Source organism: Vibrio sp. 1159, from assembly GCF_033340395.1.
Taxonomy (GTDB): Bacteria; Pseudomonadota; Gammaproteobacteria; order Enterobacterales; family Vibrionaceae; genus Vibrio; species Vibrio alginolyticus.
This window is the reverse complement of sequence record NZ_JAWOWL010000001.1, coordinates 367,018-383,185: the sequence shown is the minus strand read 5'-3', so window position 1 is coordinate 383,185 and position 16,168 is coordinate 367,018. Positions and strand designations below refer to the sequence as shown.

General features: G+C 47.5%; 9 protein-coding genes. All 9 read left to right on the top strand.

Annotation, left to right across the window (positions count from 1 at the left end):
* The first annotated feature begins 5 nt into the window (after positions 1–5).
* The 9 genes from gltB (R7127_RS01765) to R7127_RS01725 all read left to right on the top strand — a co-directional run bounded on the left by gltB (R7127_RS01765) (position 6) and on the right by R7127_RS01725 (position 16,143).
* Positions 6–4,556 (top strand): glutamate synthase large subunit, encoded by a 4,551-nt coding sequence (gene gltB / locus R7127_RS01765; RefSeq protein ID WP_064376567.1) that lies wholly within the window; start codon positions 6–8, stop codon positions 4,554–4,556.
* Complete coding sequence (locus R7127_RS01760) at positions 4,556–6,025, top strand: glutamate synthase subunit beta (RefSeq protein WP_064376566.1); 1,470 nt, start codon at positions 4,556–4,558, stop codon at positions 6,023–6,025. Before gltB (R7127_RS01765) ends, R7127_RS01760 begins: the two co-directional genes overlap by 1 nt.
* Positions 6,026–6,473: 448 nt before the next feature.
* Positions 6,474–10,937 carry a glutamate synthase large subunit gene (gene gltB / locus R7127_RS01755; protein WP_318141803.1) on the top strand — a complete coding sequence of 1,488 codons (4,464 nt, stop codon included), beginning with the start codon at positions 6,474–6,476 and terminating at the stop codon, positions 10,935–10,937.
* A 20-nt stretch (positions 10,938–10,957) separates the two neighbouring features.
* The gene (locus tag R7127_RS01750; RefSeq protein ID WP_005381833.1) at positions 10,958–12,370 is read left to right on the top strand and encodes an FAD-dependent oxidoreductase; all 1,413 of its coding nucleotides are present in this window, start codon (positions 10,958–10,960) and stop codon (positions 12,368–12,370) included.
* Positions 12,371–12,461: 91 nt separating this feature from the next.
* Positions 12,462–12,890 (top strand): DUF1499 domain-containing protein, encoded by a 429-nt coding sequence (locus R7127_RS01745; protein ID WP_025768418.1) that lies wholly within the window; start codon positions 12,462–12,464, stop codon positions 12,888–12,890.
* A gap of 63 nt (positions 12,891–12,953) precedes the next feature.
* A complete protein-coding gene (gene mtnN, locus R7127_RS01740; protein WP_005381837.1) occupies positions 12,954–13,649 on the top strand; it encodes a 5'-methylthioadenosine/S-adenosylhomocysteine nucleosidase in 696 nt (231 codons plus the stop codon).
* A gap of 11 nt (positions 13,650–13,660) precedes the next feature.
* The gene (locus tag R7127_RS01735) at positions 13,661–14,614 is read left to right on the top strand and encodes a cobalamin biosynthesis family protein (protein WP_033906096.1); all 954 of its coding nucleotides are present in this window, start codon (positions 13,661–13,663) and stop codon (positions 14,612–14,614) included.
* Positions 14,614–15,453, top strand: coding sequence for a vitamin B12 ABC transporter substrate-binding protein BtuF (gene btuF, locus R7127_RS01730; protein ID WP_318141824.1), 840 nt, complete (start codon positions 14,614–14,616; stop codon positions 15,451–15,453). The genes R7127_RS01735 and btuF overlap by 1 nt, the downstream gene beginning before the upstream one ends.
* Positions 15,454–15,522: 69 nt before the next feature.
* A complete protein-coding gene (locus tag R7127_RS01725) occupies positions 15,523–16,143 on the top strand; it encodes a TRIC cation channel family protein (RefSeq protein WP_005387377.1) in 621 nt (206 codons plus the stop codon).
* Positions 16,144–16,168 lie beyond the last annotated feature (25 nt).

The following is a 16,168-nucleotide window of genomic DNA, read 5'->3' as shown; positions in this document are numbered from 1 at the left end:
TATCTATGGTAGATAGAGAGCAAAATCCACAGGGTCTGTACACTCCGGAACTGGAGCATGACGCTTGTGGTATCGGTTTTGTTGCTCACCTTAAAAACCGTAAATCTCATGAAGTAGTGACTCAAGCATTGGATATGCTGGCTCGCATGGAACACCGTGGTGGTCAAGGTTGTGACCCATGCAGCGGTGATGGTGCGGGTATCTTGCTACAAAAACCTCATGAATTCCTATTAGAAGAAGCCGTTAAGCTAGGCATTAAACTGCCTTCGTTTGAAAAGTATGGTGTTGGTGTCGTTCTTTTCCCGAAAGACGAATACAAACGCGAGCAATGCCGTGACATTCTAGAACGTAACGCACAACGTCTAGATCTTGAAGTTATCGGCTACCGCGTATTGCCAACCGATAACTCAATGATCGGTGCAGACCCACTAAGCACAGAGCCTCAGTTTGAGCATGTGTTTATCTCTGGTGGCCCGGGCATCACACCTGAAGAGCTAGAGCGCAAACTGTACGTACTTCGTAACTATACTGTACGTGTTTGCCTAGAAAGCGTTTCGAACATTGGTGACGACTTCTACATTAACTCCATGTCTTACAAGACATTGGTGTACAAAGGTCAGTTAACGACCGAGCAAGTACCTCAGTACTTCCTTGATCTACAAAACCCGACCATGGTGACTGCACTGGCACTGGTACACTCTCGTTTCTCTACCAATACCTTCCCGAAATGGCGTCTTGCACAGCCTTTCCGTTACATTGCCCACAACGGTGAAATCAATACAGTTCGCGGTAACTTGAACTGGATGAAAGCCCGTGAAGCAATCCTAGAATCAGACCTGTTTACTCAGGCTGAAATCGACATGCTTCTTCCAATCTGTCAGGAAGGCAGCTCGGATTCATCTAACTTCGATATGGCACTTGAGCTCCTAGTTCTTTCTGGTCGCAGCCTGCCACACGCATTGATGATGATGATCCCGGAAGCATGGCAAGAAAACAAAAACATGGATCCTAAACGTCGCGCGTTCTATCAGTACCACGCGAACATCATGGAACCATGGGATGGTCCTGCTTCAGTATGTTTTACTGATGGTGTTCAAGTTGGTGCGACACTAGACCGTAACGGTCTGCGCCCTTCTCGCTACACAGTGACCAAAGATAACTTCCTAGTGATGGCATCTGAATCTGGTGTTGTGGATATTGAACCAGAGAACGTAGAGTTCCGTGGTCGTCTACAACCGGGTCGTATCTTCGTTGCAGACCTAGAGCAAGGTCGCATCATCTCCGATGAAGAAGTGAAAGACACCATCGCAACGGCACAGCCTTACGAGAAATGGGTAGAAGAAAACCTACTGAGCTTGAAGAAGCTGCCAGATGCGAGCAACCAGTTCAGCCAACCTAAGCCAGAACACCTTCTACACCGCCAACAAGCGTTTGGCGTAAGCACTGAAGAAGTGAACGAAATCATCGTTCCAATGGCGAATGACGCGAAAGAGCCATTATCAGCAATGGGTGCCGACTGGCCTCTTGCGGTTCTATCTCATCAGTCTCAGCACCTTTCAAACTACTTCAAGCAGCTGTTTGCACAGGTAACCAACCCGCCGATCGACCCGATCCGTGAGCGTATGGTTATGTCGCTGAACACTTACTTGGGTAAAGACCAAAACCTTCTGACTGAAACACCACTTCACTGTCAGAAAGTCGAATTAGAATCGCCGGTTCTGGCGAACTCAGAGCTTGAAAAACTGCGTGCGATCGATAACGAGCACCTACAAGCGAAAACGTTGGATATCGTATTCCAAGCTAGTGAAGATCAAGGCAAACTTGAGCGTGCATTAAAACGTATCTGCCAATACGCAGAAGACGCGGTTATCGATGGTTACTCAATCATCCTACTCACTGACCGCGCAGTGAATTCAAACCACGCGGCGATTCCAGCAATGCTGGCAGTTGGCGCAGTGCACCACCACTTGATCCGTAAAGGTCTACGTGCGAAGTGTGACATCGTGGTTGAAACTGGTGACGCGCGTGAAACGCACCACTTTGCAACGCTACTTGGTTACGGTGCGAATGCGGTTAACCCTTACCTAGTGATTGAAACCATCATTGAACTTCAACGTACGAAGAAGTTGGATCCAGAAGCGAACCCTCGTGATCTGTTCAACAACTACCGTAAAGCGATCAATGGCGGTCTTCTGAAGATCTTCTCGAAGATGGGTATCTCAACGCTACAGTCGTACCATGGTGCGCAAATCTTCGAAGCCTTGGGCATCCATAAATCCGTGGTAGACAAATACTTCACAGGTACAGTTTCTCGTATCCAAGGTCTCACCCTTGATGATATCGCCAAAGAAGTGCTGATCCGTCACCGCATCGGTTACCCACAACGCGAAATCCCAATTCAAATGCTGGATGTTGGTGGTGTTTACCAATGGAAACAGCGTGGTGAGAAGCACCTATTCAACCCAGAAACCATTTCTCTACTGCAAGAGTCTACGCGCAACAAGAACTACGATCAGTTCAAGCAGTACGCGACAGCCGTAGATAAACAAGGTGACAACGCAGTAACTCTGCGTAGCCAGCTAGAATTCATTAAGAACCCAGCAGGTTCTATCTCTATCGACGAAGTCGAACCAATTGAAAGCATCGTGAAACGCTTCGCGACGGGCGCTATGTCATTCGGTTCTATTTCTTACGAAGCACACTCCACACTAGCTGTTGCGATGAACCGTCTTGGCGCGAAATCGAACTCTGGTGAAGGTGGTGAAGACCCAATGCGTTTCGAGCGCAAAGAGAACGGCGATTGGGAACGCTCTGCAATCAAGCAGGTGGCTTCAGGTCGTTTCGGCGTAACCTCTTACTACCTAACTAACGCTGAAGAGCTGCAAATCAAAATGGCTCAAGGTGCGAAGCCAGGTGAAGGTGGTCAGCTACCAGGCGATAAAGTAGATGACTGGATCGGTGCAACGCGTCACTCGACTCCGGGCGTTGGCCTTATCTCGCCACCACCACACCACGATATCTACTCAATCGAAGATTTGGCTCAGCTTATCTACGACTTGAAGAACGCGAACCGCGCAGGCCGTGTAAACGTGAAGCTGGTATCAGAAGCAGGCGTAGGTACGATCGCTTCTGGTGTAGCGAAAGCGAAAGCGGACGTTGTACTAATCGCAGGTTTCGACGGCGGTACAGGTGCATCACCAATGTCTTCAATCCGCCATACCGGTCTTCCTTGGGAACTTGGCTTGGCAGAAACGCACCAAACGCTACTGAAGAACGGTCTACGTAACCGTATCGTGGTTCAAGCAGATGGTCAGATGAAGACACCTCGCGACCTTGCAGTGGCAACACTACTTGGTGCAGAAGAATGGGGCGTAGCAACCGCAGCATTAGTGGTTGAAGGTTGTATCATGATGCGTAAGTGTCATAAGAACACTTGTCCTGTTGGTATCGCGACTCAGAACAAGACGCTTCGCGAGCGCTTTGATGGCCGCGTAGAAGACGTCGTTACCTTCTTCCAATACATGGCACAAGGTCTACGTGAAATCATGGCTGAGCTTGGCTTCCGCACTATCGATGAAATGGTCGGTCAAGGTCAGAAGCTGAAGATTCGCCAAGACATTTCTCACTGGAAATACAAGAACCTAGATCTGTCTCCTGTTCTCCACGTTGAGCAACCACGCGAAGCGGACGGTGTATTCAACCAAGCTCAGCAGAATCACAACCTAGAAGAAGTGCTAGACCGTAAGCTGATTCAAGCAGCGATTCCTGCACTAGAGAAAGGCGAAGCGGTGAATGCCGAGTTCCCTATCGTCAACACGGACCGCTCTGCAGGTACCATGTTGTCGAACGAAATCTCGAAAGTGTACAAAGATGCAGGTCTACCTCAGCCAATGAACGTGAAGTTCAAAGGTTCTGCAGGTCAGTCATTCGGCGCATTCCTAGCTAAGGGCGTGAAGTTCGAAGTGGAAGGCGACGCGAACGACTACTGGGGTAAAGGCTTATCCGGCGGTACTTTAGTACTTTATCCAGATGCGAAATCAAGCATTGTCGCGGAAGACAACATCGTGGTTGGTAACGTGTGCTTCTACGGTGCAACTTCGGGTGAGTCTTTCATTCGTGGTATGGCTGGTGAACGTTTCTGTGTTCGTAACTCAGGCGCGAAAGTAGTAGTAGAAGGCGTCGGTGACCACGGTTGTGAATACATGACTGGCGGTGCAGCCATCATCCTTGGGTCAACAGGTCGTAACTTTGCCGCAGGTATGAGTGGTGGCGTGGCTTACGTATGGGATAAATCAGGTGACTTTGAGTCAAAACTGAACCCAGAGTTAGTAGACTTAGATCCAATCGAGAAAGAAGACAGAGATCTATTACTCGACATGCTAACTAAGCATGTTCAATTCACAGGAAGTGAAGTCGCTCAGTCTTTCCTAGACAATTTTGAAGCTAGCCTAGCCTCTATGGCTAAGGTAATGCCGCGTGACTATAAAGCGGTTCTTCAAAAACGCAAAGCTGAAGCACTGTCTCAAGGAAACGAAACTCAAGTGGAGGCCGTATAATGGGTAAGCCTACTGGATTTTTAGAGCATGGTCGTGAACTACCACAGAAGATCGACCCAGCTGAACGCATCAAGAACAACAAAGAGTTCGTTCTGAACGAGGAGTTTGGTGACAAGATCAATACTCAGGCTTCTCGTTGTATGGATTGTGGTGTGCCGTTTTGTCATAACGGCTGCCCTATCGGTAACATCATCCCAGAGTTTAACGATGCGGTTTATCGTGATAGCTGGGAAGAAGCTTGGAACATTCTAAGCTCAACCAATAACTTCCCAGAGTTCACTGGTCGTGTTTGCCCTGCTCCATGTGAAAGTGCTTGTGTTCTTGGTATCAACCAAGACCCAATCACTATCTGTAATATCGAAAAAACTATCGTAGAAACGGCGTATCGTGAAGGGTACGCCAAACCAAAAACACCACGTTCTCGCACTGGTAAAACGGTGGCGATCATTGGTTCTGGACCTGCTGGTCTTGCGGCTGCTGAGCAGCTAAACAGCGCAGGCCATACCGTGACAGTATTCGAGCGAGACGAGAAAGTGGGCGGTCTGCTACGTTTTGGTATCCCAGACTTTAAACTGAGCATGGAAGTCATTGATCGCAAGATCAATCTAATGGCAGAAGCTGGCATTGAGTTTAAAGTAAACCAACACGTCGGTGTTGATGTAAATGCTCAGCAACTGCGTCAAGAATTCGATGTGGTTCTACTGACGGGAGGCTCAACAGTTCCACGTGATTTGCCAGTTCCGGGTCGTGAGCTCAAAGGCGTTCACTTCGCAATGGAATTCCTAGGTCAAAACAACCGCCGTGCAAATAACATGGACCTGAAAACGGAAGAGATTCACGCAAAAGGTAAACATGTGGTTGTCATCGGTGGTGGTGATACCGGTTCAGACTGTGTAGGTACGTCAAACCGTCACGGCGCAGCAAGCGTAACTCAAGTGGAAATCATGCCGATTCCACCAGAGAAGCGCCCAGCCAATATGCCTTGGCCTCAATACCCAATGATCCTACGTACTTCGACCTCTCATGAAGAAGGTGTCGATCGTCACTGGAACATCCTGACCAAAGAGTTCATCGGAAATGACAAAGGTGAAGTCACAGGCCTTCGTCTTGCTGATATCGTTTGGCAAGATGCAAAACCAGGCGAGCGCCCAAGCTTCAAAGAAGTAGAAGGCAGCGAGCGTGTGATTCCATGTGATATGGCATTTCTAGCGATGGGATTCCTACACCCTGAACCAACAGGCGTACTTGCTCAACTGGATATCGCGCTAGATGATCGTGGTAACGTAGCAACTCAAGGTTTTGCTACAAACCAAGAAGGTGTATTTGCTGCTGGTGATATGCGAACAGGCCAATCTTTGGTGGTTCGTTGTATCAACGAAGGCCGTGAATGTGCCCGTGCTATCGATGATTACTTAATGGGTGGCACAAACCTAGAAGCAAAAGCAGATTCACTGATGCTTTCTGCTTAACGAAGCAGTCATGCTTCTCTCTTTCAATTGCCTAATAGCCATCAGCAATATCGATGGCTATCGGTGAAGAAAGAAAACAATTCCTTCCAATCTTTCTATTTTGACCAGCATTTTATGCTGGTCTTTTTTATCTCCCACAGAATCAAATGTTACTTTTTTGTAACAATCAATTTTCTATCTATTTGAAATTATTAAACTATTTTAGCTTATTAAATGGTAAATCGCATATTCACGTGATGATCCACTAATAACTTGACCTTTTTTACAATAAGCTATAGCTTGTGAAGTTGATGAAAATAAAACACTCAAAAAATGTTAAATATTTCACAACTTTTACTGAATAATTATACATAAAGCTATAAAGATGACGCATAGTTAGTCATCGATATCAACGTAAGCAGTGTTGATATATCTGTCGGGATGACGGATAAGCAAAGGGAGAATTGCAATGGCTCTTTATGATCCAAGTCTTGAGAAAGACAACTGTGGATTTGGCTTGATCGCGCATATGGAAGGCGAACAAAGCCACAAGCTGGTACGTACAGCAATTTCTGCACTTGACCGCATGACTCACCGTGGTGGTATCGCCGCCGATGGTAAAACTGGTGATGGTTGTGGTCTTCTATTACAAAAGCCCGATTCCTATTTACGTCTTATTGCCGAAGAAAATGGTTTCAACCTTGGCAAGCAATACGCCGTAGGGATGATTTTCTTCAACCAAGATCCAGTCAAAGCTCAACTCGCTAAAGACATCGTCAACAAAGAACTGGCGCAAGAGACGCTAACTGTGGCTGGTTGGCGTGAAGTACCAACTAATTCAGAAGTACTCGGTCCAATTGCGGCCAACTCGCTTCCAAATATTCAGCAAGTCTTTATCTCTGCACCGGCAGGTTGGCGCGAGCGTGACATTGAACGTCGTCTCTACATCGCACGCCGTCGCATCGAGAAACAAATCACCGAAGATCCGGATTTCTACATCTGTAGCTTGTCGACTCAAGTTTTGGTGTACAAAGGCCTATGCATGCCTGCGGACTTACCGCGCTTTTATCTTGATCTTGCCGATCTACGTATGGAATCTGCTATCTGTCTGTTCCACCAGCGTTTTTCTACCAACACTCAACCGCGTTGGCCATTAGCTCAACCGTTCCGCTACCTTGCTCATAATGGTGAGATCAATACCATTGAAGGTAACCGACAATGGGCACGCGCTCGTGCTTACAAGTTCTCGTCACCACTGCTGCCTGACCTACAAACTGCAGCACCGTTTGTGAACGAGACAGGCTCAGACTCGTCTAGCCTAGATAATATGCTAGATCTCTTTTTAGCTGGCGGCATGGATATCTTCCGTGCCATGCGTATGCTTGTGCCGCCAGCATGGCAAAACCACCCTGACATGGATCCGGATTTGCGTGCGTTTTACGATTTCAACTCCAAACACATGGAACCATGGGATGGCCCAGCAGGTATCGTACTGTCCGATGGTCGTTATGCTGCTTGTAACCTAGACCGAAACGGTCTACGTCCTGCGCGTTATGTAATTACCAAAGACAAGTTGATCACTCTGGCGTCTGAGGTAGGGATTTGGAATTACGCCCCAGATGAAGTTGCCAAAAAAGGTCGTGTAGGTCCGGGGGAATTGCTCGTCATCGACACTCGTAAAGGTAAGCTTTGGCAATCTAGCGAGATCGATAATGACCTGAAATCTCGTCACCCTTATCGCGAATGGATGGAGAACAACGTTCGCAAACTAACACCGTTCTCTCAGCTGCCTGAAGATCAAGTAGGTGAGCGCAGCTTTGATGAAGACTTGCTTAAGACTTATCAAAAGCAGTTTGCTATGAGCAATGAAGAAGTCGATCAAGTATTGCGTGTCCTCGGTGATATGGGGCAAGAAGCCGTCGGTTCGATGGGTGATGACACCCCGATGGCGGTTCTTTCTTCGAAAGAGCGCTTGGTGACTGATTACTTCCGTCAGAAGTTCGCGCAGGTCACCAACCCACCAATCGATCCACTGCGTGAGAAACACGTCATGTCGCTGGCGACCAGCATCGGCCAGGAGATGAACGTCTTCTGTGAAACCGATGGCCACGCGCATCGTGTAACCTTTGATTCTCCAGTACTGCTCTATTCAGACATGCAGCAACTACTAGAGCTGAGTGACGATCATTACCGTAATACCATTCTCGATATCAACTACGATCCACAACAGAAAGATCTCAAACAAGCCATTGATGATCTGTGTGAGCAAGCAGAACAAGTGGTGCGTGAAGGCACGGTTCTAGTCGTGCTTTCAGATCGCGCTTTAGTCAAAGGCAAGCTGCCAATTCCTGCAGCAATGGCAGTCGGCGCCGTTCAAACTCGTCTGATTGACGCGAACTTACGTTGCGATGCCAACATTGTTGTCGAAACCGCAACAGCCCGTGATCCACACCAATTTGCCGTCTTACTTGGTTTTGGTGCCACTGCGGTTTACCCATACCTTGCTTATGAAGCGTTAGGTAAACTGATTGATGATAAAGCACTAGAGAAAGACTACCGCGATGTGATGCAAAACTACCAATACGGCATCAACAAAGGCCTGTACAAGATCATGTCGAAAATGGGGATCTCAACCATCGCCTCTTACCGCTGCTCACAACTATTTGAAGCAGTTGGCTTGAGCCAAGGTGTGGTCGATCTGTGTTTTAAAGGCGTCACAACTCGAATTGAAGGCGCGAATTTTGACGACTTCCAGCAAGATCTTACAAACTTATCTCGTAAAGCATGGGCTAAACGCAAATCGATTGATCATGGCGGCTTGTTAAAGTACGTCCATGGCGGTGAGTATCATGCTTACAACCCGGATGTTGTCGGCACGCTGCAACAGGCCGTTAAATCTGGCGAAAGTAACGACTATCAGAGCTTTGCTAAGCAGGTAAACCAACGCCCTGTTGCCATGCTGCGTGACTTAATGTCGCTGAAAAAATCAGACTCACCGCTTCCACTTGAGCAAATAGAACCACGCACTGAACTGTTCAAACGCTTTGACTCAGCGGCAATGTCCATTGGCGCACTTAGCCCAGAAGCGCATGAAGCACTTGCAACGGCGATGAACCGTCTTGGTGGTTACTCTAACTCGGGTGAAGGCGGTGAAGATCCTCGCCGTTTCGGTACTGAGCGTAACTCACGTATCAAACAGATTGCTTCTGGCCGATTTGGTGTAACGCCGCATTACCTGACTAATGCGGATGTACTGCAAATCAAGGTGGCACAAGGTGCGAAACCGGGTGAAGGTGGACAGCTACCAGGACACAAAGTCACCGCAGAAATCGCAAAACTGCGTTATTCGGTACAAGGCGTGACTCTGATCTCCCCTCCTCCGCATCACGATATCTATTCGATTGAAGATTTGGCCCAGCTGATCTTCGACCTTAAACAAGTCAACCCGAATGCGCTGGTTTCGGTAAAACTCGTCTCCGAGCCAGGTGTCGGCACCATCGCAACGGGTGTAGCCAAGGCTTACGCTGATCTTATTACCATTTCGGGTTACGACGGTGGTACCGCAGCAAGCCCATTAACTTCGGTAAAATACGCTGGTAGCCCTTGGGAGTTGGGGTTGGCAGAGACACAACAAGCTCTGGTTGCTAATGGTCTGCGTCATAAGATCCGCCTACAGGTAGACGGTGGTCTAAAGACTGGTTTAGACGTAGTTAAAGCCGCAATTTTAGGTGCAGAAAGCTTCGGTTTTGGTACTGCGCCAATGGTCGCTATGGGTTGTAAGTTCCTACGAATTTGTCACCTCAACAACTGTGCAACTGGGGTTGCGACTCAAGACGAGACACTGCGTAAAGAATACTTCAAAGGTCTACCAGAAATGGTGATGAATTACTTCATCGGCCTGGCAGACGAAGTGCGCGGATTACTCGCCGAACTTGGCGTTGAAAAGCTGACGGACTTGATTGGTCGTACCGATTTACTTGAGGCAGTAGAGGGATTTACAGCGAAACAGACCAAGCTGGATCTATCCAATATTCTAGAAGCTCCAGTATCACCTGAGGGCCATCCGCTATTTTGGACAGAGCCAAACAAACCGTTTGATAAAGCTGAGCTCAACCAAAAGATCGTTGATGATGCCATGCATGCGGTCGAAAACAGTCAATCGGCAAGTTTCTTCTACAATGTCATCAACACTGATCGTTCTGTTGGTGCACGCTTATCTGGCGAAATAGCAAAACGCTATGGCAACCAAGGGTTGGCGGCTTCCCCTATCAAAATCTATCTTGACGGCACCGCAGGCCAGTCCTTTGGTGTTTGGAACGCAGGTGGTGTAGAGCTTTACCTCACGGGCGATGCGAACGACTACGTGGGCAAAGGCATGGCGGGTGGTAAAGTGGTTATCAAACCTCACCTTGGCACTGCATTTAAGTGTAATGAAGCAACCATCATTGGTAACACCTGTCTGTACGGCGCGACCGGCGGTAAACTATTTGCAGCCGGTAAAGCAGGTGAGCGTTTCGGCGTACGAAACTCAGGTACGATAGCCGTCATTGAAGGTGCTGGCGATAACGCTTGTGAGTACATGACTGGCGGTATTGTTGCCATTCTTGGTGCGACAGGTGTGAACTTTGGCGCGGGTATGACTGGAGGCTTTGCCTATGTTCTGGATGAGAACCAAAGCTTTGAAGGTCGAGTTAATACTGAGTCTGTCGAAGCTATCTCATTGTCCGATCTTTACATCCACCAAGAACATTTGCGTGGCCTAATTGCGGAACACCTTGAAGAAACAGGGTCGAGTCATGCTGAAAATATTTTGGCGAACTTTGATGAATGGATTCCAAAGTTCTATTTGGTGAAACCACAAGCGGCAGATCTTCGCACGCTACTTGGTCACCAGAGCCGCAGTGCCGCAGAGCTGCGTGTTCAAGCACAGTAATCATGGAGGATGTTTGAATCATGAGCCAGAACGTTTATCAATTTATCGATGTGCAGCGTGTAGATCCTGCGAAAAAGCCTATCAAAGTTCGTAAGATCGAGTTCGTTGAAATCTATGAACCGTTCACTAAACAACAGGCGACTGCACAAGCGGATCGCTGCTTAGATTGTGGCAACCCATATTGTGAATGGAAATGCCCAGTCCACAACTACATCCCTCAATGGTTAAAACTTGCCAATGAAGGTCGTATTCTTGAAGCGGTTGAACTATCGCATCAAACCAACAGCCTACCGGAAGTATGTGGGCGCGTTTGTCCTCAAGACCGCCTATGTGAAGGTTCATGCACGCTTAATGATGACTTTGGTGCCGTCACCATCGGTAACATAGAAAAGTACATTACCGACAAAGCGTTTGAAATGGGCTGGAAGCCAGATATGTCCAAGGTGGAGTGGACCGATAAAAAGGTCGCAATCATTGGAGCAGGCCCAGCTGGCTTGGCTGCCGCGGATATCCTAGTGCGCAATGGCGTTAAGCCAGTCGTGTTTGACCGCTACCCTGAAATTGGAGGCCTTCTGACCTTCGGTATTCCTTCCTTCAAGCTTGAAAAAGGCGTGATGGAAAACCGCCGCCGTGTGTTCACTGAAATGGGCGTCGAGTTCCGCATGAACATGGAAGTAGGCAAAGATGTCCAAATGCAAGAGCTACTTGATGAATACGATGCTGTTTTCTTGGGCGTTGGCACCTATAAATACATGCGTGCTGGTCTAGATAATGAAGATGCGCCGGGTGTGTATGACGCGCTGCCATTTTTAGTTTCGAACACCTACAAAGTCATGGATCTTGAGAGTAACCAACCCTTTATCGATATGGCAGGAAAGAAAGTCGTCGTACTGGGTGGTGGTGATACAGCAATGGACTGCGTTCGTACCTCAATTCGCCAAGGTGCCTCCAACGTAGTTTGTGCTTATCGTCGTGATGAGGCCAACATGCCGGGCTCTCGTCGCGAGGTAAAAAACGCAAAGGAAGAAGGCGTGAAGTTCATGTTCAACCTTCAGCCTTTGGGAGTTGAAGTGGATGCGTCAGGCAAAGTCTCGGGGGTCAAAGTGGTGAAAACCGCACTTGGTGAACCTGATGAAGCGGGTCGCCGACGCCCAGAGCCCGTTGAAGGCAGCGAGCACGTTCTACCAGCAGACGTTGTTATCATGGCGTTTGGTTTCCAGCCGCACAAAATGGACTGGTTAGCACCGTTTGATGTCGATTTGGATCAGTGGGGTCGTATCAAAGCCCCTGCGAAGCAAGAGTTCCAATTCCAGACCAGCAATGAAAAGATCTTCGCGGGCGGCGATGCGGTACGAGGTTCTGATCTTGTCGTAACCGCAATTGATGAAGGACGAAAAGCGGCAGAAGGCATTCTCGATTACCTCGAAGTTTAATCTCAGCTAACCTCACAAAAAGGGTCCTGTTATTGGATCCTTTTTCTTTTGTATCCATATAATTAGAAACAAAATTATAAGAGTAAATATAATGAAAAAAGCCGCTCTCCTTTCCATTACTTTGCTCGGCTTAACCGCTTGTAGCCAAGGAGTCACAACCATGACGGATCGTTCTCAATCACCTTGTGGTGACAAACCAAACTGCGTCTCCACCCAAGACACGCGAGAAAAATACAACCTAACGCCATTTATCTTAGTTGATTCAGCGAACATCGACGCTATTGAGCAAGTTGCGCTTGAACTGCCAGGCGCGAAAACCGCGGTGAAAGAAAGCAACTACCTTCGTATCGAGTGCACATCTAAAATCATGCGCTTCGTGGATGACCTCGAACTAAAAATAGCAGGAGACCAACTGATTGTGCGCTCGGAATCTCGTGTGGGCTACTCTGACTTTGGCGTAAACAGAAAGCGCGCCGATCAATTACGAGAAAAGCTCACTCAAGCTAAGCTCATCAAATAGAAAACTGCCAACGGGGAGTGCTATACTCTCGGCCAACTAAAATATTTACCTAAAGAGAGTGTTATGAAAGTTGGTATCATCGGTGCGATGGAACAAGAAGTGACCATCCTGAAGCAAGCAATTACAAACTGCAAAACTGTAAATAAAGCAGGTTGTACGTTTTTCTCTGGTCAAATTAACGATGTCGAAGTCGTCGTACTACAATCGGGCATCGGTAAAGTTGCAGCGGCAGTGGGCACGACAATCCTTCTTGATGAATACCAACCAGACGTTGTGATTAACACAGGCTCTGCTGGCGGTTTCGATTCAAGCTTAAACCTTGGCGATGTAGTTATCTCTACAGAAGTTCGTCATCACGATGCAGACGTAACCGCTTTTGGTTATGAAATTGGCCAAATGGCCGGTCAACCAGCTGCATTCAAAGCGGATGACAAGCTAATGGACTTAGCAGAAAAAGCCCTAGCACAAATGGAAAACACTCATGCGGTTCGCGGCCTAATTTGTACTGGCGATGCGTTTGTTTGTACTGCTGAGCGTCAAGAGTTTATTCGTAAACACTTTCCGTCTGTTATCGCTGTAGAAATGGAAGCATCTGCTATCGCTCAAACTTGTCACCAATTCAACACACCGTTTGTTGTTGTGCGTGCAATCTCTGATGTCGCTGATAAAGAATCACCAATGAGCTTTGATGAGTTCCTGCCTCTAGCAGCAAAAAGCTCTTCCGAAATGGTATTCAAAATGCTGGAACTCATTAAGTAAACGACTCATTCATGGAAGAAGTTTTTCAGTCATTTTATGCCAACGGTGCGCTCCTCATTATGTGGGGTGCACTGATCTTGCACCTTTTAGTGCCAATCCCCCATTCAGCGCACCCCATCACTTTATGGCGAAAGCTAGCAGAGCAGCTAGCTAACAAAGTGAACAATAATCACAATTACTCACAGAGTGTAATCTCAGGCAGTCTTGCACTAGGCTTGATGCTGTTTCCTTGCTTGATATTACTGATTGCAGTAAAGCCATTTGTTTGGCAAATCCCTTTATATGAACTGGTTCTATTGATCCTTGCGCTAGACTGGCGCAACAGCGAAACGTTAACGAAACAGCTCGTCACAAGTATCTCTTCGGAAGACAAAGCCCAATGTCGAGCATTACTGCAACCATATCTTAATCGCGACACTGGTAACCTCTCGATCGTTGGCATAGGTAAAGCTGGCTCAGAAACCCTGATTATGGGATACAGCCGCAACGTGATCGGCGTGCTATTTTGGTACGCACTAACAGGTGGTATTGGTGCGCTAATGTATCGACTCACAACAGAATCAGCGCGAGTGTGGTCCCCTAGCCGACGCCAATATTTGCCCTTTGGTAAACCTGTGATTCAACTGGTTGCTACTCTGGATATTATTCCACTTCGTCTCTTTGCCATACTTTTAGCTGCCGGAAAGAATACAAGTAATGTGCTCTCTGGAATACAACAGCAAGCGAAGTCTTGGCCCTTACCAGGACCTAGCTGGGTGTTATGTACTATCGGACACAAACTACAACTGTCTTTATGCGGCCCTGCTATCTATCAAGGTGTGCGTGCAGAGCGCGCAAAAATCGGTGGGCGCATTGCGCCATCGGCTATTCACCTTTCACAAATACATACGCTGCTCGTTTGGCGCGTCCTGGCTTGGATCGCAATCCAAAGTTTGCTTTTAGGAATAATTTATCAAGGATTATGATGAATAAATTATGCTTCGCATTAACGCTGTTTGTTTCGACAGCGACCTTCGCTCAACCCGCTCAACCCGCTCAACCCGCTCAACGCATTATAAGTTTAGCTCCACATGCCACCGAAATTGCCTTTGCAGCAGGGCTAGGAGAGCAGCTTGTTGCTGTCAGCGAAATGAGCGATTATCCAGAACAGGCAAAGCAGCTAGAAAGAGTCTCAAATTATCAAGGAATTAAATTAGAGCGCATTATTGCTCTTCAACCGGACTTAGTGATTGCTTGGCCAGCCGGAAACCCCGCTAAAGAGTTGGAGAAAATTAAACAGTTCGGTATTCCTATCTATTACTCCACTACAGGTTCATTAGAAGATATCGCCAATAATATCGAGCAACTCAGCCAATACAGCGAAACTCCACAAGTAGGAAAAAAGGCCGCTGAAGATTTTAGAACGCAGCTGAGTACACTAAAAGAACAGTACAACACGAACGAGAAAGTTCGTTACTTTTATCAGTTGAGTGAAAAGCCTATCATCACTGTCGCTGGAAAGAACTGGCCAAGTGAAGTCTTTACTTTTTGCGGTGGTGAGAACATTTTCGCCGCATCCAGCGCGCCTTATCCTCAAGTTAGCATCGAACAAGTCATTACTCGCCAGCCAGAGGTTATTTTTACTTCTCGTCACGCAATGAGTAACGATGGTATGTGGGCTGAGTGGAGTAATGAGCTTCTTGCCCTTAAAAACAAACACATCTGGTCCCTAAACTCTGATTGGATTAACCGTCCGACACCACGCACATTGAACGCGATCAAGGAAGTGTGTGAGCACTTTAAAAGCGTTCGTCAAAAACGCTAACGATTTCGTGGCAAATACCGTACAATTTCCGCCCATTTTTTCTCACACTATTTAAAGGTACTAAGTAACATGGACTCCATGCTGCTTTATATGATCGATTTGTTCGGTACCGCTGTTTTCGCCATCTCTGGCGTATTACTGGCGGGCCGTTTAAAAATGGATCCATTCGGCGTTATCGTGCTCGGCAGTGTGACTGCTATAGGTGGCGGAACAATCCGAGACATGGCGCTTGGTGCCACTCCCGTATTTTGGATAACAGATACGACTTACTTATGGGTGATATTTGTTACGTGTCTACTAACCATGCTTGTTATTCGAAGACCCAAGCGACTCTCATGGTGGGTATTACCCGTTTGTGATGCCATCGGTCTCGCTGTATTTGTGGGAATAGGAGTAGAAAAGGCACTCGCCTACAATGCTTCTGGGATGGTCGCGGTGATAATGGGGGTTATTACTGGCTGTGGCGGTGGCATTATACGAGACGTGTTGGCTCGCGAAGTTCCTATGGTATTAAGAAGTGAAGTCTATGCTACGGCATGTATTATTGGCGGCATCTTCCATACGATGGCGGTAAACATGGGTTATGACCACTCAACGGCTTTACTCGCTGGTGTAATCTCAACGCTCATTATACGTCTCGGTGCGATTCGTTGGCATCTATCCCTGCCAACTTTCGCCATTAACCGTTAAACACCAACAACATCACTCATCATGG